Source organism: Acidovorax sp. FG27 (assembly GCF_040365715.1).
GTDB lineage: Bacteria > Pseudomonadota > Gammaproteobacteria > Burkholderiales > Burkholderiaceae_C > Paracidovorax.
This window is the reverse complement of record NZ_BAABVY010000012.1, coordinates 343711-362793: the sequence shown is the minus strand read 5'-3', so window position 1 is coordinate 362793 and position 19083 is coordinate 343711. Positions and strand designations below refer to the sequence as shown.

Annotated in this window: 18 protein-coding genes and 1 tRNA gene; 2 read left to right on the top strand and 17 right to left on the bottom strand. The window is 53.7% G+C overall.

The genetic code is table 11. The annotated features are described in order from the left end of the window. Nucleotides 1-499: 499 nt before the first annotated feature. The 12 genes from ABWV53_RS17610 to ABWV53_RS17555 all read right to left on the bottom strand — a co-directional run bounded on the left by ABWV53_RS17610 (nucleotide 500) and on the right by ABWV53_RS17555 (nucleotide 11410). Nucleotides 500-1156 carry a hypothetical protein gene (locus tag ABWV53_RS17610; RefSeq protein ID WP_353367433.1) on the bottom strand — a complete coding sequence of 219 codons (657 nt, stop codon included), beginning with the start codon at nucleotides 1154-1156 and terminating at the stop codon, nucleotides 500-502. Nucleotides 1157-1357: 201 nt separating this feature from the next. Further along, nucleotides 1358-3523: an endonuclease gene (locus ABWV53_RS17605; protein ID WP_353367432.1), complete on the bottom strand. Its 2166-nt coding sequence runs from the start codon at nucleotides 3521-3523 to the stop codon at nucleotides 1358-1360. Nucleotides 3524-3766: 243 nt separating this feature from the next. Beyond that, nucleotides 3767-4930, bottom strand: a complete 1164-nt coding sequence (locus ABWV53_RS17600; protein WP_353367431.1) for a site-specific integrase — start codon at nucleotides 4928-4930, stop codon at nucleotides 3767-3769. Nucleotides 4931-5266: 336 nt separating this feature from the next. After that, nucleotides 5267-7150: a DNA primase family protein gene (locus ABWV53_RS17595; protein WP_353367430.1), complete on the bottom strand. Its 1884-nt coding sequence runs from the start codon at nucleotides 7148-7150 to the stop codon at nucleotides 5267-5269. A gap of 334 nt (nucleotides 7151-7484) precedes the next feature. After that, nucleotides 7485-8165, bottom strand: coding sequence for a hypothetical protein (locus ABWV53_RS17590; protein WP_353367429.1), 681 nt, complete (start codon nucleotides 8163-8165; stop codon nucleotides 7485-7487). A 534-nt stretch (nucleotides 8166-8699) separates the two neighbouring features. Beyond that, nucleotides 8700-8849, bottom strand: a complete 150-nt coding sequence (locus ABWV53_RS17585) for a hypothetical protein (RefSeq protein ID WP_353367428.1) — start codon at nucleotides 8847-8849, stop codon at nucleotides 8700-8702. A gap of 2 nt (nucleotides 8850-8851) precedes the next feature. After that, entirely contained in the window at nucleotides 8852-9037 is a 186-nt protein-coding gene (locus ABWV53_RS17580) for a hypothetical protein (protein ID WP_353367427.1), read from the bottom strand. A 124-nt stretch (nucleotides 9038-9161) separates the two neighbouring features. Beyond that, a complete protein-coding gene (locus ABWV53_RS17575) occupies nucleotides 9162-9587 on the bottom strand; it encodes a hypothetical protein (protein ID WP_353367426.1) in 426 nt (141 codons plus the stop codon). Between the two features lie 124 nt (nucleotides 9588-9711). Continuing rightward, nucleotides 9712-10128, bottom strand: coding sequence for a hypothetical protein (locus ABWV53_RS17570; protein WP_353367425.1), 417 nt, complete (start codon nucleotides 10126-10128; stop codon nucleotides 9712-9714). Between the two features lie 84 nt (nucleotides 10129-10212). Continuing rightward, on the bottom strand, nucleotides 10213-10635 hold the full coding sequence (locus tag ABWV53_RS17565) for a hypothetical protein (RefSeq protein WP_353367424.1): 423 nt from the start codon (nucleotides 10633-10635) through the stop codon (nucleotides 10213-10215). After that, nucleotides 10622-11017: a DUF4177 domain-containing protein gene (locus tag ABWV53_RS17560; protein WP_353367423.1), complete on the bottom strand. Its 396-nt coding sequence runs from the start codon at nucleotides 11015-11017 to the stop codon at nucleotides 10622-10624. The genes ABWV53_RS17565 and ABWV53_RS17560 overlap by 14 nt, the downstream gene beginning before the upstream one ends. A 78-nt stretch (nucleotides 11018-11095) precedes the next feature. Then, nucleotides 11096-11410, bottom strand: coding sequence for a hypothetical protein (locus tag ABWV53_RS17555; RefSeq protein WP_353367422.1), 315 nt, complete (start codon nucleotides 11408-11410; stop codon nucleotides 11096-11098). A gap of 177 nt (nucleotides 11411-11587) precedes the next feature. Between ABWV53_RS17555 and ABWV53_RS17550 the strand changes: the two genes are divergently transcribed. Next, the gene (locus ABWV53_RS17550; RefSeq protein WP_353367421.1) at nucleotides 11588-11839 is read left to right on the top strand and encodes a helix-turn-helix domain-containing protein; all 252 of its coding nucleotides are present in this window, start codon (nucleotides 11588-11590) and stop codon (nucleotides 11837-11839) included. Between the two features lie 141 nt (nucleotides 11840-11980). After that, the gene (locus ABWV53_RS17545) at nucleotides 11981-12091 is read left to right on the top strand and encodes a helix-turn-helix domain-containing protein (protein ID WP_353367420.1); all 111 of its coding nucleotides are present in this window, start codon (nucleotides 11981-11983) and stop codon (nucleotides 12089-12091) included. Nucleotides 12092-12622: 531 nt separating this feature from the next. Here the strand turns inward: ABWV53_RS17545 and ABWV53_RS17540 are convergent. The 5 genes from ABWV53_RS17540 to ABWV53_RS17520 all read right to left on the bottom strand — a co-directional run bounded on the left by ABWV53_RS17540 (nucleotide 12623) and on the right by ABWV53_RS17520 (nucleotide 19024). Beyond that, the gene (locus ABWV53_RS17540; protein WP_353367419.1) at nucleotides 12623-13453 is read right to left on the bottom strand and encodes a hypothetical protein; all 831 of its coding nucleotides are present in this window, start codon (nucleotides 13451-13453) and stop codon (nucleotides 12623-12625) included. 38 nt (nucleotides 13454-13491) lie between these two features. Then, nucleotides 13492-15042 (bottom strand): AAA family ATPase, encoded by a 1551-nt coding sequence (locus tag ABWV53_RS17535; protein ID WP_353367418.1) that lies wholly within the window; start codon nucleotides 15040-15042, stop codon nucleotides 13492-13494. Beyond that, the gene (locus ABWV53_RS17530) at nucleotides 15032-16927 is read right to left on the bottom strand and encodes a restriction endonuclease subunit S (RefSeq protein ID WP_353367417.1); all 1896 of its coding nucleotides are present in this window, start codon (nucleotides 16925-16927) and stop codon (nucleotides 15032-15034) included. The genes ABWV53_RS17535 and ABWV53_RS17530 overlap by 11 nt, the downstream gene beginning before the upstream one ends. After that, nucleotides 16924-18381 carry a class I SAM-dependent DNA methyltransferase gene (locus tag ABWV53_RS17525; RefSeq protein ID WP_353367478.1) on the bottom strand — a complete coding sequence of 486 codons (1458 nt, stop codon included), beginning with the start codon at nucleotides 18379-18381 and terminating at the stop codon, nucleotides 16924-16926. The genes ABWV53_RS17530 and ABWV53_RS17525 overlap by 4 nt, the downstream gene beginning before the upstream one ends. 567 nt (nucleotides 18382-18948) lie before the next feature. Then, nucleotides 18949-19024 (bottom strand) — tRNA-Phe (locus ABWV53_RS17520). Between the last annotated feature and the right edge of the window lie 59 nt (nucleotides 19025-19083).

Sequence of the window (19083 nt, the reverse complement as noted above, 5' to 3'; positions counted from 1 at the left end):
GCAGCTGACTTCTCGAGATCACAACAGGATTCAGGCCGCACGGACAGTGCGCCAGCACTGGGTCCAGAAAGCAAGGAGCGCACCCTCCCAAAGCAAAAGCCCCTGGTTCCGTCAAGAACCAAGGGCTTCGATTTGGTGGCCTGGGACGGAATCGAACCGCCGACACAAGGATTTTCAAGACAACGCTCGGTTTTGGGCTCGCGCGCTCTAAATCCAAGAAACGTAACGGTTTTTTGGGTCCACAGTCTGCCTTTGTCGGGGTCGTCCGAACCTCCAGCCGAACCTGTCGGCCGATCCACTCGCTGCGCTCCAATTTTTCCAATAAAATCAATGGGTTGGGTCGGCATGCTCCGACCCCGCCGACCGAGCGTCCCCAGTGCTGCCGCGCAAGCCCTGCGTAGCCCCCAGTTGTGTCCGGATTCAGGGCATCGGGCACCATTAGGGCAAAAATGACATGGTGCCAGGTGCCTAAGTAGCTGGCTTCGTGAAATTTTTCATGTCATTTCGCATCGCCGAGTTCTTTGACCAAAACTTCTGCTTTGTTGGAGAACCAATCCACCTTCAGAACGACTAGCTGATACCTCTTCCCATCGTGGGTGTACAACCAGTTATCGCCCGGCTTGATTACGCCAAGTTCTTGGGCTTTCTGACCAGGCAGTGTGACGCTTCCGTCAGCAGTGAAGTTAGAAGTGATCGTTCCGATGCCGATAGTCGCGTTGGTTTTAGGATCGACGAACGCCTCGCCTAAAGAGAGTGTCCGACCGGCGGTGTATGTCTGACGTTGCCCACCCGCAGCCAAAGCGGGAGTGCTTGTCGATCCAGCCTTGATTGCTGCGAGCTCTTGCCGAAGCGTAGCATTCTCATCGCTTACAGCCTTCAGCCGTGACTCAAAGAACGGAATGGTAGTTGGAGCAGCGGTAAGCCAGTCCTGATACTTCTTGTTCTCGTCGCGCAGCCGAGCGATCTCAACCTCAAGCACTTCGGTCTTCGCCTTGTACTGGCTCGCGGTCGCTTTCTCACTCTCCGCTTGGGCGCGGACGACAGCTACCTTGTTTTCATCGAAGATGAAAGCGAACGCCGCCCAAACAGCGGCCCCGACCACGAGCGTATGGATGACGACGCTCCGTGCCGGGGATGACTCGAACCAATTGCTCATGGCGTACAGGAAAACGTAGCGTAACGTCGGCCGCAAGTCCTGCGGCATGATCTGGACGGAGCGACAATTTGCTCAGGCGCTGCCCAGTTCGTGTTGAAGCAATGGCCGCCAGGGTCGGCATAGTATCCAAGAACGGAAATTCGTTCCGGCTTCGTCAAGACGACCTCCCAGCAATTCCTAGAGCCAATCTGTCCTTCGAGCCTAGGGTGTCTTTTGGTCTTTAGATCCACGAATTGCGCTATGTCCCACAGTTCGTAGCTGCTTCGACGCTTCCTCCGTATCTATAAAGTAGTTCTGAAATGTGAGCGTCATGTCTTTGAAGTGCACTCGACGATCAAATGGTCGCAGGAAGTCCATCTGCTGCTTGATAATTTTGCCGCCTTGCAGATAGTCCACTAAGTCTAGCGCATGGAAACTCTCATCTCGCCAGAAGCTCACTTGCTCCTCATACCCGAGCCGAACAAAGCCGCGGGCTACTACATTGTTGAGTTCATGCGCCTGCCGTACTGGGTGTGCCCCCATGGTGTACCCGTTGAACACCCGGTTAGCAGTGATGATGCCGGTATGGACATGGGCTGTGGCGTCTACATCCCAACCTAGCCACTTAAGCAGTCTCTCCTGGTTCGCTGGAACTTTCATCCAGCGCAGACGGATATCTAGTTGGTCGCGAGCAGTCTTTAAGTGCTCGTAGCTCGTTCGCAATTCATGTGCCGACACCGGCAGGAATGAATTTTTGCACTCGAAGATGAAGAGATGCCCATCTCGCCACGCGACTATGTCCGTTTCTCGCTTACCTTCGATGTTGAAATTGAAGTTACTTCGCACCTTGAAGCCCGCGTCCACAAGAGTAGTCACAACGGTCTGCTCCATCGGGTCCTCGCCTGCGAGCTGAACACTTCGTAGATTGTTGGCTGTAACGACGTTTCGCACGAGATTTGAACACGCGATCATTGCTGGGGCGATAACCAAGTATTCGGCAGCTTCGATGAACGGTCGGTACTGCAAGTCTATGAACTTCTGGTCTGTTCGCAACGTAAGGATGTCGACAATCTCTTGTGCTTTCGCGGGCGGCAGCACTTGGCCGAGTACCATCACAATGTCTCGGACGCGCATCACCGGCAGAACAGAACGGATCCTAAGGCGCTGCTGAAGCTCGTGTGGCTGAATCTCCTTGAGCTTTTGCTGGAACACCGCACTGATAAATGCGAACATGCGTTGCACCTTCATGAAATCGCCTGCGGTGAGTGTCTCCGTGACCTGAAGCGACGGTGCCTCACTAGGGCGAAAGTTGTCGATGCCCAGGCCAATCAATACCGCGACTTCCTCTGCGAAGAGGTGGTTCCCAGCTATCGGTGCAAAAAATTCGGGGTCATAAACTACTTGAAACACAAGCCTCTCGATGGGCTCGGCGTGCAGCTCGACGAACTCACCCAACCCTCCATGCTTGAAGGCGGCTTCTATAAACGACTCCATGGTAGGAACCCGCTGGTTGTTCTTTTGAAACTCCCGGAAAACTCCGTCTACCTGAATCTGTCGTTGTAAGGTGCTCTGGATGTAGCCCAAGCGAATAGACTTTTCAAGTGCTTCATCTATGGACAGCACCTTGAGCTCTTTGCCAATCTGCTCCACCTTGTAAGGCAGACCATCGAGCAGCGCCTCGACCTCAAAGAGCTCATTGAGCCGTGCGGCGTCCATGAGCAACTCCGGATACACGCTCTGGTGAGGAGACACGAGCAGTTCGTCGACGTGTTGCCAGTCTGTCGGCACGGTGCCAACTTCTTCTCGCATCAGGTGGAGGATTAAAGACAGACCTTGCGTGATTTCCTCAGTCGACCAATGTTCGAGCATTGAGGAATCTAGGTTCCGGTTACCTCCCCTCCAGCCATTGGCAAAAGCTTGATCGACAATTACCAGTAAGCTTTTCTGAACGATCTTACGCCGAGACTTTAGCCGCACTATCAGGCCTTCACGGAGGCGGCGTGCAGCGGGCGCGAGATTGAGAAGCAGCCGAACTGAGCGCAAGAATTCCTGCCGATCTGGCCGCAGGGTGACCTTTGGCAAGAGTTCTAGACTGGCTTCCACGGCTTTGACAATCGCACCTGCCCGAAATTTATAACGTGAGGCCCGCAACAGGCCATCGCGTCGAAGGCGGGCAACTGCGCTGTCTGCGTCCCACAGAAGCAATGCGAGCATCACCGCGACAGACCACCGGTGGTCATTTCGCTCCAAGTAGACCTTCAATCCGTCAAGCGCAGCCTTCGCCTCATCCTTCGTGGCCAGTACCGGCCCGCTCGCCAATGCAGCAGCGGTCATGGCCGCGATGGTTTTGTGGCTGTGCAACTCAAAAGCTTTCGACAGAACTCCCACTATCGCCTCCTAATTCATTTCTAGTCACTCGGCAGTCTAGCTTCAGCGGTAGCTCTGGGCGCTAGGCTGGCTTCATGGCCGGAGCTCAGGTGCACAAGCTCTTGCAGGTCCTCAATGTTTAGAACGCTGTTCGTACCTGCGACCTGATCTGCGTTTGCTTTGTTTTCCCCCTGCATCGCCCCTCCAAACAGAATCATCGAGCGCCCCAGCCCCACACAAGTAAGCCAGGGCGCCCCACCGCTCTTAAGCGGCCTTCTTGACGATCATCGACCCCGCGTTAGCCGCCTCCTGCAATGCCTTTGCCGAGAGGTGCGCATACCGCATGGTCACCTTGGGATCGCTGTGCCCGAGTATCTGCTGAACCTCGAACAAGGTGCGCCCGCGCGAGACCAGGAACGACGCAAAGGTGTGCCGCAGATCATGGATCCGAATACTGACGCCTGCCTTTTTGCGCAGCCGGTACCACGCCCGGGTGATGGCGGTGTACGGCTTGCCTGTCACCGGCGAGGGGAACAGGTATTGCGACCGCCCTTGCGATTCCAACTGTTCAAGCACCCACAGGGCGGAGTCGTTCAGGGGGATGGAACGCGGCCTCTTAGACTTGGATAGGCTGGCGTCCACCTTCCAAACGCCCCGCTCGACGTTGACGTTATTCCAAGTAGCCGTCAGCCCCTCGTTCAGTCGGGCACCCGTGCTCAGCAGGAACATCAGGATCAGGCAGACCGTGCGGTTGCGATCGGTGCGCAGAACATTCAATAAGCGCTCGAGCTGTTCTTCGTCCAGATAGTTTTCAACCTTGTTGTCCTCCATGAAGAGCGTGATGCCCTTAAGCACGTTCTTCTCCATGAAATCCCACTGCACGGCCAGATTCAATGCGCGCCGCATCAGTTTGATGCAGTGATCCGCTGAGGCTGGGCTTTGCTTGGTCTTAAAGTCCCGATGAAACACCTCGACGTCAAGGCGAGAGATTTCGCTCAAAGGGATGTCTTTAAACACAGGCGCAAGGTGCAAGCGGTACAGCTGCTCGTCCTTCTTAGCCGAACGCTTATGCGATAGCGCGTGGGGCATGTAGTGCTCGCGCATGAACACATCGAGCGTCATTGACTGTAGTGAAGTCTTTGCAGTCAGCACAGGCTTCGGAGCCAGCACATGTGCGGCCTTAAGCGCGCGGGCTTGCTTGCGGGCCTGGGTAAGGCTCACCTCTTTGATCGTCCCCAGCTTGGTGTAGCTGTTGGTGCCCTTGTCGTTCTTTTGACGTAGATACCAAGTAGGAACCGCAGTGAGAGAGGCACGGCACTCGACGAACAAGCCGGGCTCGTCCGCGACGCTGTACTCGATCTTGGTTTTCCCAGGCGGGCACACCAGACCGGATGCCATAAAGGCAGGGGTAAAACTCACGACTGGCATAGGAAAGCTCCTTTTGGGTGGGTGGATGGACGTGCCGCAGCGAACTGGACACAGGGGTGGTGATGGGGATGGATTGGGGGGGTGTGCACGAGGACATGCAGTCCCCATGACATAGATATGCCGGTGTAAACGGCACGGCGCCTGCACGGGCAGTGCGGGCAACCACTAGGCCAGCGCTCGGCATGGCGCGGTGACCTGTGCAAGGTGCGGCAAGCAGCCCGAGGAAAACTCGAAGGGCTGTGCAGGGATAGGCGGGCCGGCGTTGGGTTTCACTCCTTAGAAACCCGGCGCACCCGACCAGCCACTTTTCCCACTTTTCGGGAAAACGGGACACCTTCAGAAGTCCACTGTCGCCAAAGCCGTTTCAGGTGTGGTTTGCAGTGGGTCGCTCTGGGCCATGTCATCCAGACGGTCTAAGTCAGAGTTGAATTCCGGGGCCACTTCAGGCTTCAACCGAATACCGCGATAGACCTCGTGACCGTCCAACACAGAGGCCCTGATTCCCATCTTCAGGTTATGGGTCAGCATCTCTTTGACCCGGGCGTTGGATATCGCGACCCGGCCGTTGTCCTTGCACCACTGCACATACGTCTTGTAAAACGCCGATCGCCGGATCCTCAGTTGGTCCGCACCGAGTTCGCACGCCTCACTAACAAACTCCTGCACCGAGTTCGCGGACACGCGCCACTGAGCCATGAGGCGGTCATGCACTCGGGACTCCGAGAACCCGTTCTGACTCAGCAACCGTTTCGCGCCCTCTAGCGCTTTGTAAGCAATACCGGCCAACTCCTGATCCACGATGCGCGTGGGCAGTGAGGGGTCCAGCGGCTTGCCGCTCTTGAGCCGGCTGTTGGGAAACTCCATGAGCTTCCAGCGGGCATAAAACGCTTCCGAGTGCTCGTTGGCCTTGATCGCGTGGTTGGTCATCATCAGATGGGTCGCGCGATTGCGAAAGGCAAAGGGTGGCTCTCCGGGCATGCGTCCCGTCAAGAGGTCGCCTCCAAGCACAGACTTGAATTCGGCAGCGGGGATCACTGCGTTTTCGGGCAGTTCTCCCACCACGTTCAGGCGCATGGAGGCCAGGCTCGCGATGTAGTACTCGCTGCCGCGTCCCCAGTTAAGGGGCGAAATGGCGGTGGTGAGGTCGGCATGAACCAGCCGCCCGAGGATCTGCTGCATGGCTCCTTTGCCGGCGCGCCCGTAGGGATCCATCCAGACGAATGCCTTTTGAAAGCGATGCCCGATGCCCAACATGGCTGCCCCCGCAAATTCGTCCAGGAGTCGGATCTGGTCAGCCTCCTCGCCCTCACGCGGCGACTCAAAAGTCTCGGCTCGAAAGGCATCGTAGAGCGGGGTGTCGATGTTTTCTGGCTCGAAGCCCAACACCTGCAACTGCCGATGGCGAAGACTTAAAGGCTCCTTGTGAATCGTCCCATTCTGCACCCTGTAAAAGGTCCGCAAACACCCGACCCCTTCGGGTGCTTCGTCAAAGAAGTTCGGCTTTTCAGCAATCGACAGCACCACCTTCGCGATACTGAAGTAGTCCTCTTGTCGGGAGCAGTTTGACTTCCCATCGTGCTCCTTGGCGATCTTGGCTTGAAGCTGACCAGAAGACATCTCCTCCCACAATTGAGAGCCCCGAGGCCGATACAGGACTCCATGAACCGCAACTGGGAAGTGACCGGCGACAGCCATCTTCCGCCAGACGTCAGCGGCATAGCTGTAATGGGTCGGTTGGATCTCTCGTTGTCTGAGTCCGAGGCGCGCGATGGCTCTGTCGAGTTTGACTACAGAGATATCTTTGCTGGCATTTTTGATCTGAGCTCGCACACGCATCCATTCCGGATAGTTGTTGTCGCGCAGTGCCAGAAAAACCATCAGCGGTGCCTCCTCAAATGCCGCTCCGCAGTCCCCCTGCGCAGCCTTCTGCAAGGTTTCTTCGATCACTCGCTTGGAGGTCATCGCCCTGTCCTCGACCGGTTCCTGGGACGACAAGACAGCACCGTCCACCGTCATCTCTTCCAACTCGAACTCCTCGGAGAGATCGGTCGTAAGTGCTTCAGCGTCAGTGCCGCGGCAATCTCCCTGCGCCTCCGACGTGATAGTTGTCGCGGCATCCTCTGAGTTAGTGCACTCCGGATTTAGCAGGTCTGAGGGCGCAGCCACTGTTGGGGGCGCGCAGTCAAGGTCGTCAATGTCCCGTGTGTCTGGGTTGTTCATCAATTGCTCCTGAGTTCGTTGCATGCCAAGTCGGCGGCAGACCAAGAGCATGAGAAACAGTCATAAGCGCGAAACAACGACGTTGCACGAGGCACGGCCTCGGACAACGCTGCTGAAGGTAGTTTCTTTTTACCCGGAGTGGAGCGCCCACACAAGCAAGCTTGCGCGGTAAGACAGTTTCACAGACTCTCGGTCGGCGGATTCACCACTCGATACGTCAATCAAGTGAAGGCGGGGTCGGCAAGTGAATGCCAATCTGCATGCAACTCACCATCACCGATTAACAGTTGGTTGAAGACTTCTCTAATCTCAGCTTGAGATTGGATCAAACAGATTAGTGAATCTGTGTATGGACCGGGTGCCAATAGGACATCAGTTCTCCAGGGGACGTAAGCGGTCGCAGCCATTGGTAAGCTTTGAGACGGCTGAGGCCTACGGGACCTTCGGAGTTCAACAAGGCAGAGAACCGGGCGTCAATGGCCCGATCAAGGTCCCTCAAAGAAATCTGAGTGTTCACGCGCCTGAATGATCGGCGCAAGGTTTCAAGCCGGCCTCGCTCGAACACTTGAAGAGCTACGAACGCGTCCAAAACTGGCTCTGCAAAAGGCGCCCGGTCATCACCTGCTTTCGCTGCTGCGAATGCCCCACCAATAACAATCGAATGGTTGGGCGAAGTGTCATGAGCCGCGGTAGTTGGGATCAGCGTCCGCATTGCGCGATCCAAATCATTCAGTGGCACCGCTCCGTCGGCGGCTTGGAAACGAGCGCATACCGCAAACCAGTCTTGCGGACCACTCATGTACTCGCCTTTCAGAGCTTCAAGCACTGCAGGATGAAAGGCCGAGAAGATCGCTCCGTCCTTGGTCCTCGAAAGAGCCTTCCTGATTCGGCTGTCATAAGCAGACGGGTAGGAGAGGCGCGTTTTGTCTGCTGCCACCAGCCGCGTGACGGTAACGCCATGGCCTGTAGCAGCATCGCTGTAGTTGCCCCGGGAATTCAAATTTTGCTGTGTCATCTTAAACATCTCATTGGCCTCCGCTTGAGGGCGTAGACCTTGTGACCACGCTGCCCCCCATGGGCAACGTCCGGCGGAAGTGTATGCTTCAGACCGGATGTTAGTTGCAATGTTGAACTAACTATACGGGCATTTTTCTGGATGCAAGCTCTTCAGCGCGGGTTGCCTTACCCTGTAAGCAATGCAATTTTTCTCAAATGAGGTTGTCAGCCCCCATAAGCCATCACAGTCTTTGTCCATATTTGTACTAACCAATGTGCTCTGCGACGTCGGTCTTGAAGGTTGCGTTAAGAAAAAAATGAAGCGAGGTACCCCGGAGCAGCACCTTGCGGCACCACCCCGGGGCATCCCGCATGGGCTCCCCTTCCGCGCATCGCTGAGCCTCCGTGCGAACACGGAAATCTCTTTGTTGCGGGTGACGGTGGGGAGGTTCTGGCAGGGCCTGCGCAGGCCGTTGACCAGGGGGAGGCAGGCACAGGAAGTGCCCAGGTTGGCCGCAGGCGGGCCGGGGAAGCGCGGGGGATGGAGGCGGTATCAATCCCAGGCAGAGGAGCCCAGGCGGTCAGCCTCCCACCCCACCAGGCTCGCGGCGTGGCGTGTGATGGTCAACGGCAGCAACTCCACCGGGGTGTCCCAGTCGAGCAGGTCGTTGGCGGCGGTTGCGAAGCAGTCTTGGTACGTCATGGTTAGTTCTTTCGATGGGTGTCGAGGTAGTACACGAATCCACTTGCAATCAAAGCGATCGCAAGGAAGTGCACGGGAAAGGCATAGATCAGCAGCCCCGCTCCCACCACGCACAGCCAGCGACCGCCGGATGCGAGAAAGTGGAGAAAGGAAACTGCGATCAGGGTGATGAAGAGAAGGGTGGCCATCAAAGCTCCAGACAAGGACAGGGAAGTGATGAACGGCGCGGGGCCTGTCATCGGTCGATCGCCCTGTCTGTATGGAAGCCCTGAGGTGCTGGATCGGGGCAGTGCCCTCACCTACCCAACTCTCTTAGCGCTTGGACTTTGGCTTGTCGTCTTTGGCTGGTCTAGCCGTCGCGGATTCAGGCTGGAGGTCCACCTTCCACACGCCTGTGTCACAGTACGCATAGGCGTGCCGCTGATCGACCACCGCTTGGATGATCCCGAGGTGTTTCAAGACGGCGAGCATGAAGCCGGGCGTGTTCGCAGAGGTGCCTGGGAAGAGCACGGTCAGAACACTTGAGGACAACACCTTTGCCTGCTTCAGCAGTGGCTCGATGGCGTCATAACCGACCCAACCCGCGTTGAACTGGCCTTTGCCGGTGTTGTGGTTCACCCGTATGTGGATGCCCCCTGCCGGGTCAGTGCCCAGCTCATAGGTCAATGTGGATCGACCTGAGAGTGACGGGCACTGGTCGGTACGCAATACCTTTAATTTCTCCTGTGGGTTAGACATGATTTAAAGCTCCTTGGTTGGTTTGCCGAGGAAGATTCCTCATGTTAGATACACGGTTTTCCTCAGTTTTCGGGCAAAAAAATGCCACCCGAAGGTGGCTGTGTGGTGAACATCAGGGATTGGGTTAGCTTTCACTTTTTCCCTTCTGGTCCGTTGCGAAGGCCCGGCATAGATCGCCGAGCGGGCAGGCAATCGCCTTAGGAATGAACACAACAATTCCCTCCCCTTCGTCGCTGAGGATGAAGGTCAGTTCAAACCAGTCGGCGTGTTCATCCAGCGCATCCCATGAGGGCGTGAAGTGCTCGCTGCCAGGCGGTAAGCTGTTCCAGCGATTGCACACCACCGAAAAGCCCACCGCGTTTTCGAGATCGTCAGTCGTGTCACCCTCCTCCACCACCATGACCGCCAATAGCAGCGCCGCGTAGTCAAGGTCTGGTTGGAGCAAGCTCTTTAAACGGTTCTGAACGAGGCGTTGCAGATCGTAGCCATGCGCGTGATCAGCGAAGGCTTTGATCGAGGCAGGGTTGCGGTACATCTTCATAGGCAGGTCTCTCCTTGAGTTGGGCAAAAGAAAAGCGCCCGAGGATTGCTCCAAGGGCGCCAGTGGGGTGGTGGATGGAATGGTCTAGGGTTCTTTGTTGGATTTCTTGATGTCGTTGGCATAGCCGTTGAGGATGAAAGCCAGATAGCCAAGGCCACCGACTGCCCAGAGCAGTGCTTTGGTCATGTCTTGCGTGAGGCTCACCACGGTCAGGCCGGCCATGCAGAAAATAAGCACCATTTGTCGCTTGGTGATCCGCTCGACTGCCTGTCCAAACAGCGCCATGCCGCCGTCCAGATCCACCACTTTCGTGGAAGATGCCTGTCGCGATAGCCTCACCTGCTCTGCGGCCTCACTGGCTTTAGCGGCATCTCGCGCGACGATCTCAGCCGCTTCCTGTTTGGCACGCTCTTCTTCTCGCTGCAGTGCCTCATGCTGCAGGCGCTGGCGTTCTTCTTCGAGTGCCAACTCTGCGCGACGTGCGGCGATCTTTTCATTGAGGTCCATGCTCACCCTCAGTGGCGAGCTTCTGGATGATGGCGTCCATCGCCACGCTGCCCACGACGACGCCAGCGGTCCCGAGAGCGGCTTTACGGCCCACCTTCTTTGCTTGGGCTTCAGCAGCGATCACGTCGTCAATGCACCGGGCGGCGCGCGCGGCTCGCTCTGCTTCAGGGACACGGCGCTCGAAGGTAACCATGAGGGTTTCGCGGTCGGACACCAGCAGGTGCCGCTGCATCACCTTGGTCATGAACACCATGCGCCATCCTTCAGAGGCCATCGCGTTGATGTACGCCTCCAGCACGCCGGTCTCGATGCGTCCCTCCCCGAGCAGGAAAGAACTGACGGCACCGTCTGCCACGTCGATCACTTTGTATTCGTATTCCATAGGGTCTCCCTCTAAGAGTTGATGGTGGGTTGATGGGTGGGTGGGGTTGATAAATGGTTGAGCCGCACTGACGATGCCCTACTTCATCCAGCGGCCCTGGTACAAAGCACCCGGCAACGAGATCGTTCCTTTCTCTTTGTCGTAGATGCACAGGTGGGCCGTGTAGCTGGTGGCGTACTCGCTGGCCTTGTCTGCTAGTTCGATCACGATGGCTCCGTCTTTGGTCCAGTGATCGACCGGCTCCACGATGGCGCTGTACTTCGCTCGCTCGCGTTTGTAGAAGCCTTTGCACTCCTCTTTGGCTGCGGCAAGGTCTTCCTTCGAGGGACCAGAGCAGCCGGATAAGACGAATGAACACACGACGGGCAGCAGCACGGAAAGCATGGATTTCATGGGAGGGATCCTTTCATTGGTGGTGGTTGAGGGTTGTTTGCGTGGGTCATGAAACACGCTGGTGCAACTGGTCTGGGGCGAACCAACAAAGTTTCGATAGAGGAATTCTGCCGTATATATGCGGCATAAAAGCCTGCTCTGTGAACGAAGCTTGCTCAACTTATCGAGCAGGCAGATTTGGAACCGGATCAGGCATTTGGGCAGGCCTTGCGCAGCCTCAGAATACGTCGAAAGTGGAGTCAGACTGACTTGGCGCTGCGCGCTGATGTCGATCGCAACTACGTCTCCTTAATGGAGCTTGGGCGAAACAGTCCAAGCGTAAAGATGGTGTTCAAATTGTGTGATGCCCTGGACGTTGCACCTTCCGAGTTGCTCAAAGACGCCGAGTGGCGCATCAAAGCCAGTAGGCGTCCAAGCCCTGAGATCTGAAAGCTTGTGGGTCGCGCAGCGTTTTTCGTGACTAAAAATTATCGCCACGTCACAAAACGCATGCCATGGTTGTGAGACTTCCCGCCCTTCTACCGTCATAGGTCTCGGGATGAGTCACGGCGCGAGAAGTAGGGGGTCGGCATGGACGAGTCGCCGAGTCGTGCACGGGTCAGCAGATATGAACTTGGGACACCTGAACTCCGAGTGGAGACAGCTAGGCAGATTGCCGAGGTCTTGGGTACGCGTTGCTAGTATCTGTACTGCGAGGATTATTACCTTGCAAGAGACTTGATAGCTCGCTTCCAATTAAAGCCAGATATCCGCTGACAGGCTGCTTCCAGATGACTTGATGAGTTGGATGAGTTGGATGAGTTGGATGAGAGGGTAGCCAAACCTTTTTAGCGTCACTTGGCCTGCTCCACGTTCCCAGAAGATTGCTGCTTTGTACTGTGCCACCCGTCTAGTCTTCGCAGTTGAACGCCTCTATCGAGCGGTATTTTATTATGCCAATAAAGCTAGCGTTTACGATCCAAACTCAAAGACGCCGAAAGGATTTATCAGAAAATATGATCGACAAAGAAAATCACAACGTTACGTTTATAAAAATCGATCGGAGCGCAGCGGGTGTGTATCTTGCATCCGTGATATCGTCAGTTTTACAAGTTATCTTGAGGACGAGCTGTTGATAAAGCGTGTTACCAGGATTCAGTAGGACTTTGGATTCCAGGATTCTCGGATACTCCCAGAAATCGCGTGAGCGCTCAAGAATAGACTTCAGCCACGCTAAATACGCAACGCCTGGCACTCATCAATCCACTGATAATTAGCGGACTCCAGTCGTACCGTGCATCTCTTGGCGCCAGCAAACTCAGAGTCATCAGCGATCAGCTCCGCAATTTCTGCCACCTCTTTATCAAAGGAAGCTTTCGACTTCATGCATGGCACAGGGCTGTTCCAAAGCTGGTGATACGTATCTGCCTGCTTGAGCTTCAACTGTACACTTTCAACTGCTTTTCGCCTAGGTGCGGCTGTGTCTCGTTTGTCGAGGTGGTAAAGCCAAATAGTTGCTTTTATCCGAAGTGCATCCTCCTCCATCCTCTTCTTTTTTGGAAGATAAACTGGATTCCCATCAGGATCAAACCACATCAAGCTTACGTCGGATGCTGAGCATGGGTCCAAAGGTAATACGTCTTCAAATATTTGTGCGTAAGGCGTCGTTGCTGGCGTACGCATTCCACGAATCGGAAAGAAGTCGGCTTTTCCACCTTCTGTTGTGTCGTCTACACGTCGCTGATTGGAGTGTTGTGAGGTAAGGCGAAAATTCAGAGGCTCAAATGCTAGCCACCAATATCCCTCACAATTTTGACCAGTTTTTGCCATCTGATCGTCGATTTCCACGACCCTCCCTTTGGGTCGAAAGTGGTCGATATTTTGATCCGCACCGCCAAGAGAAATCTCTGAATACCAGCATTTGTTTCCAACAACCTTTTTAAGTGCTTCTACCACCACTGAATTTCCCCAGGTATTAGCGCGATTTGCCTTAAAATAGGCAGCTCTATCTGTCTCAGCTACGGATTGCAGCGCGGCTGTTATTTGAGCGAGCGTGGTGCGCATAGCATGAGGAAGTGAGACCTTGGCGGGATTTACAAAGATCATGTGGATGCCGCTTTCACATCATCGAAAAGCTTTGAAGCTAGTCGTTCAACTTGAAGATGCCTAACTTCGCCATCTAGTCCGTCAGAACTCAATATGCTCTGAAGCGCTAGCGTGTAGGCTTCCCGGGCAATGTTGCGATATGGGTCTGGCGAGGATTCGATTGTTTCTAACGAGGGAACTAGTTTCCTCAAGCGTTGAAGGTTCAGCTTTCGCCTATCGCCTTTCTCAGATATTGAAACCCGGTAGATGCTCTGAAGCACACGCAGGCTGAATTCATCGAGCTGGCTCTCTAGCCCATACAAAGGACTCGTGAGAACGCCAGCTACCCCTGTGCCGCGTGGACTTTCTTCTGGTTGGAGGGCAAATATGCGGCCATCCACGTTTCTGGACATCACGCGAATTTCCTCCTTACGCAGACCTGCAACTAATAATGGCTGATGCGTCGCAAGGATGGTGTGGCTGTTACGTTGTATCCCACCGATTTTTCGAAGATGTCCGAGGTACTCAATTCCCCAACGAGGATTCAGGTGGGTATCTGGTTCGTCCAAAATGTACAGAGACGAAGCATCTTGGGTGAATCGCATTAGCCCTAAGACAGTGAGGAGTTGCTGCTCGCCTTCACTAAGTTGACGCGTGTGAATCGGCGACATGGCGCCTCTGACGCGAACCCTAACTCTAAAGTCCTCTATAAGCCCACTCAGGCGCATGGTGTCGAGAGCCTGAAAGAGAGCCCGAGGGTCGGCGCCGTAGACTTTTGCAAGACTGTGCAGAGCGCTAAGGTCTGGAATAAAGAGATAAACCACCTCACGGGTCTCCTTAGTGCGGAAATCCGGTTTGATAATAATCTTCTTTGAAATTGGAGCGAGTGAATATTGACGAAACGTTTCGAGTAGATCTCTCACCGGTCCCTTAGCCCCCCAAAAGTCATCGGCAGTCGTACCTCTCTTTGCCCAAACCGGCTTTCGCACTGTTAGCAAAGCTGAATCGAAGCTTTCGATTCTCGGATGACTTTTCAAAAATTCGACAATCTGTGCATCGTTAGAAAAATAGAATGCCAGTAGAGCGAACAGACCGTGGACCGGGCGGGCACAAATGAAGCGCCGGAACTCCAGCTTGCCTGGGGTACCTTTGCTACTTGGTTCTTTCAGCGTCGCGTCGAGCGCTCGACTGTCGTGACGCCGGAAGAGTTCTTCAAAACGATCACTCACCCCCGAGTAGTACCCGACAACATACTTAGGCGTCCAGTCAGCCTTTAGTGAAGAAAATGAGATCTTCCTACCGTCCACCGTAGCTTTGGGTTGATGGCCCAAATCTGCGTAGACCAATACTTCTTTATCGCGGAGAAGGTAACGAATTTCGTAAGAAAATGTAGAGGCTTCGCTTAAATCGATATTTCGGAAAATAGTTATGATTGCTTCCAGAAGGTTGCTTTTTGCTGAGCCATTCCTGCCAATGATCACTGCGATATCACAACTTTCATCGAAGTCAATTTTGAGCCCGCCAAGATTTTTCCAGGGGCTTTTGATCTCCAAATAGTCAATTCGCATCGACGATCCTCCTAATATCCTCGCCGGAGCCTAGCGGCGCAGTCAGACCCCCATCGTCACGCGCTGCGCGGATTAGATCATAAAAAGCTTCAATATCGTCGCTAAGTCCCGTTTGCATCAATAAATGCTCGGGCGTAGTTAATCCACCCAGGTAATCGACACACTCCAAAAGCTGAGCAACAGTGCTTATTGGGCTGGCTGTCATAAAACGTGACTCCGGTTTGAGATCAAGGATTGTGTCTGGATTTTCTATTTTATGAGATGCTTTATTTAAGAATTGCTTCCGCTTAGCTCCGAGGATGTCCTCAATAATATTTGAAAGAAAACGTAAACTATCATTTTCAATAACTCCCAAAGAAAATTCCAACTGATCGCAAATTAGCATGAGTTTGTTAACTTTGGCGACGATGCGACGTTGCTCAGATATCGAGGGTAGATATATCTCGGCGGCCTCAACCTGTTTTGATGAAATGTGAGGTACACCATTGCTTCTCCCAGGGTCAACTTGTTTGGAAAAGTGTGGTGACTCAATCCAAAGAAGTAAAAATTCAGGGGTCAGCAATTTTTTATTCAACTGAAACCGCCCCACCCGCTGGAGTAGTAAGCTAGGAATATCTGCGCCCAGTAGCCTGGCCACCTTCGTGCCGGTGCTTATGAACGGTCTATCCAAGGAGAGTATTACATCACCTTCTATCAGCTCGAAGCGCTCAAAATCTTTAGCGCGCTCAGCTGAAACACAAACCACGTCGTCCCACTTTATCGAATTATGACTTACGTTTTTATTCCGTAGCAGTCTAACTCCTGTCTTTGTAAACCATTCGCTTTTAAACGCGTAACCATTTTGCAGTGTTGCAGCAGTTCTCAAGGGCCGGGGTACTAATGTCCAGTCCTTGTTTTCCGACAGCGCTCCAGACACAGCATAGTTTAGAATTATCTGACGCACAGATTTTATGTGCTCTAAACAAGTGGAGAAGTGTGGGAAATGCTCAAGAAGGAAGGAGGTGTATCCTAGTTGAGCTTTAGAGCTATCAGTCGCGCCAATCTGAGTTAACTTCTGTGTACATGAGGTAACCAACAAATCCCGGCGGCTCTTGCGCTCATTTTGTGCAGCTTCGAATTGATCGCACAGTTTCATAAGTTTTTCGACCTGAGCAACAATGCGGCGTTGCTCTGCCAATGGCGGCAAGGGGACTACTTGCAGAGCAGCCATCGTCAAGTTCAATTCAACTTGACTTGTTGCTCCAGCAGCCCGATCTTCGATAGTGCGGTAAACTTGGTCTGATGCCAACCAAGTGCGTACATACTCCGGATTTACTAGCATGCAACGGACTACAGTGACATGACTGTCACAAACAAGGTTCTTTGGCGGCGCCTTCAGCCTCACTATGCGCCCGATCGTTCCTGTGCCGGTCGAATTCCATAGAAGATCATTTTCCCGAAGGAAACGAACCTCCTCATATTCCTTTATCGACTCTTTGGTGATAAACCTTGCGGCGCTAAGATCAAGCCCTCTCCACTGGACGCATTTTTGTGACACAACCGGCAATCCAGCGGCGGTCGAATACTTAGGAGACTTTCCTCGCTGGATATAGGATGTGATATCTTGAAGACGTACCCAAGTCCACGACGCGGGCACTGGGAAAGGGATTTCCTTGGGATTAACAGGAGAAAAAGACTTTTCCTTTTTTTGACGATCTGTACTGATCAGGTTCGCTTTTTCAGCATCAATCTGCGTCAACAGGTCGAGCGTAGACCCGTCCTTTTCTCTTTGATCCACTAGCTTTCCACGCACTGCCAAATCAAGTACGAAGCGACGCAAGCGCGATATGGCATCTGGAGCTTCAACCAAGCGGTCAAAATGCTCGATTAGTAGCTTAGCTTTCATCGCAGAAGAGCTTTTTGTAGAACACTCTTGAGTTGGTTCCTCAACACTTGCGCCGTTGCCTCGGCCTCGTTGAGGCTAGCGAGTAGTTCTTCCGGATTGCCATGATCTTCCATTACGGTATGTGGATTTTTTATGTCCAAGTTGAAGCCACGGGCCTTTACTTCATCAACACTTATTTTCCAGGCTACCTCGGTTTCAGTTCGATTCGCTCGACTAGGGCCGCCCCACCAGTCTACACACTCCTGCATGTGCTCCACCCGGATGGGCCGGGTCATGGAGTACGCTTTTTGACCTGCAGGTATGCGATGCTCGTAGTACCAAATTTCCTTCGTAGGTTTGCCTTTCTCAAAAAAAAGCAAATTGGTTCCAATATTTGCATACGGCCTAAATACGCTGTTGGGCAGCCGCACAATGGTGTGCAAGTTACACTCTTTCATCAGCTGCTCTTTGAGGCGGGTCTTGACGCCTTCCCCAAACAGAATCCCGTCCGGTAGCACTAACGCGGCCCGGCCGTTAAATTTAAGCAGACGGATGATGAGCGCTAGGAATAAGTCAGCAGACTCTTTAGTCCGAAAGTGTCGGGGAAAGTTGGCCTCAATGCCGTCTTGCACAGTTGCGCCGAAAGGAGGATTCGTGAGGATCACATCAACTCTCGTAGCATTGGTATAGCTCGCATAAGAGCGGGCGAGGGTGTTATCGTGACGGACAAAGCTGGCGTCTTCAACTCCGTGCAATAGCATGTTTGTGACGCACAGCATGTGAGGCAACGGCTTAAGTTCTACCGCGCGTAAATTGGCTTGAATTGCCGCCTCATCTTCTACGGTCTTCACATATTTGTCACGCATGTAGCGGATGCTGCAGGTTAGAAACCCCCCAGTTCCGCAAGATGGATCCATAATGATTTCGCCCGGTTTAGGGTCGATGCGGTCTACCATGAAAGCAGTCAAACCGCGAGGTGTGTAAAACTCTCCTGCATTGCCAGCAGCTTGCAGGTCATTCAGCAACTGCTCGTAGATGTCTCCAAAATGCTTCCGCTCGGCGAGATCGTTGAAATTTACTTCGCTAATTTTGTTGACAACCTGCCGGATTAATTGTCCATCTTTCATGTAGTTGTAAGCGTCCTCGAACACCCCTCGAACAACGCGAGCTCGGTTAGCTGCTTTGCCTGTAGTTGGCAATTCTTTAAGGGTCGGAAAGAGGTCTCCGTTCACGAACTGTAGAAGCTCAGCTCCCGTAATCCCCTCTGGGTTGGCCGCCCAGGTGCGCCATTGCAAACGCTTCGGAATGGATGAGCGATGAGCCCCGTTCATCGCTTCAAGGTGCTTGTCTTGATCGTCGATGATTTTGAGGAAAAACATCCAGCAGAGCTGGGACAAGCGCTGAGCATCTCCGTCGACACCAGTGTCTTTGCGCATGATGTCCTGGATAGATTTGACAGTGTTTCTTGTTGACATGGTTTCTTGCTTTTGGCCGCTATTCATTGGAGGCGCCCAACTTCATCGGGCTGACTGATGCCGGATCCCTGGCCTACCACTTGGTCATATAAAATATTTTCGTCTATTTTTCACACAACGTTTCATGGTCAGTGAGAGCGCTTGCTTAGACATAAATTCGGCGACCTCTTGCCCCCAAAAAAATTTTGAAAGGATTGAGAGGGGTTCTATTTGAGTTAGAAATGGACTCCGCAAGTAGGCTCAGACATTCTATAGAAGGCCCTTAGGTTCGAACTTGTTGTCGCTAGGGCACCTGCCCGTTCTATACCTGCGCGCAGAAGTGGCGGCGAGCGAAACTGCAAGCGAACTGGATGGCATGAGCCCGTTGCTTTGACCGACTGCGATGCGAGGTTAGGGCAAATCACAACCACCAGTCGAAGCAGCACCATGACGATCCGAGGAGCTGCTTCAGTCAAAAGTGGGCCGCCGAACTCGCACCGAGTGCCAACCGTCCAGCTCTAAAGACAGCAGCTTGGGCCCGCATAAAGCAAAAGCCCCTGGCTCCGGAAAGAACCAAGGGCTTTGATTTGGTGGCCTGGGACGGAATCGAACCGCCGACACAAGGATTTTCAATCCTCTGCTCTACCGACTGAGCTACCGGGCCTGAGCCTCGAATTATAGCCAGGAAAAGGCGCCGTCCTGGAACTTCGCCGTTTTTTCTTC

Coding starts and splice junctions, on each gene's coding strand:
- ABWV53_RS17600 (WP_353367431.1), bottom strand. CDS start 4,930: ATGCCAGTCGTGAGTTTTACCCCTGCCTTTATGGCATCCGGTCTGGTG.
- ABWV53_RS17590 (WP_353367429.1), bottom strand. CDS start 8,165: ATGACACAGCAAAATTTGAATTCCCGGGGCAACTACAGCGATGCTGCT.
- ABWV53_RS17525 (WP_353367478.1), bottom strand. CDS start 18,381: ATGTCAACAAGAAACACTGTCAAATCTATCCAGGACATCATGCGCAAA.
- ABWV53_RS17595 (WP_353367430.1), bottom strand. CDS start 7,150: ATGAACAACCCAGACACACGGGACATTGACGACCTTGACTGCGCGCCC.
- ABWV53_RS17540 (WP_353367419.1), bottom strand. CDS start 13,453: ATGCGCACCACGCTCGCTCAAATAACAGCCGCGCTGCAATCCGTAGCT.
- ABWV53_RS17555 (WP_353367422.1), bottom strand. CDS start 11,410: ATGAAATCCATGCTTTCCGTGCTGCTGCCCGTCGTGTGTTCATTCGTC.
- ABWV53_RS17580 (WP_353367427.1), bottom strand. CDS start 9,037: ATGGCCACCCTTCTCTTCATCACCCTGATCGCAGTTTCCTTTCTCCAC.
- ABWV53_RS17575 (WP_353367426.1), bottom strand. CDS start 9,587: ATGTCTAACCCACAGGAGAAATTAAAGGTATTGCGTACCGACCAGTGC.
- ABWV53_RS17565 (WP_353367424.1), bottom strand. CDS start 10,635: ATGGACCTCAATGAAAAGATCGCCGCACGTCGCGCAGAGTTGGCACTC.
- ABWV53_RS17585 (WP_353367428.1), bottom strand. CDS start 8,849: ATGACGTACCAAGACTGCTTCGCAACCGCCGCCAACGACCTGCTCGAC.
- ABWV53_RS17610 (WP_353367433.1), bottom strand. CDS start 1,156: ATGAGCAATTGGTTCGAGTCATCCCCGGCACGGAGCGTCGTCATCCAT.
- ABWV53_RS17560 (WP_353367423.1), bottom strand. CDS start 11,017: ATGGAATACGAATACAAAGTGATCGACGTGGCAGACGGTGCCGTCAGT.
- ABWV53_RS17545 (WP_353367420.1), top strand. CDS start 11,981: ATGGACGAGTCGCCGAGTCGTGCACGGGTCAGCAGATATGAACTTGGG.
- ABWV53_RS17535 (WP_353367418.1), bottom strand. CDS start 15,042: ATGCGAATTGACTATTTGGAGATCAAAAGCCCCTGGAAAAATCTTGGC.
- ABWV53_RS17530 (WP_353367417.1), bottom strand. CDS start 16,927: ATGAAAGCTAAGCTACTAATCGAGCATTTTGACCGCTTGGTTGAAGCT.
- ABWV53_RS17570 (WP_353367425.1), bottom strand. CDS start 10,128: ATGAAGATGTACCGCAACCCTGCCTCGATCAAAGCCTTCGCTGATCAC.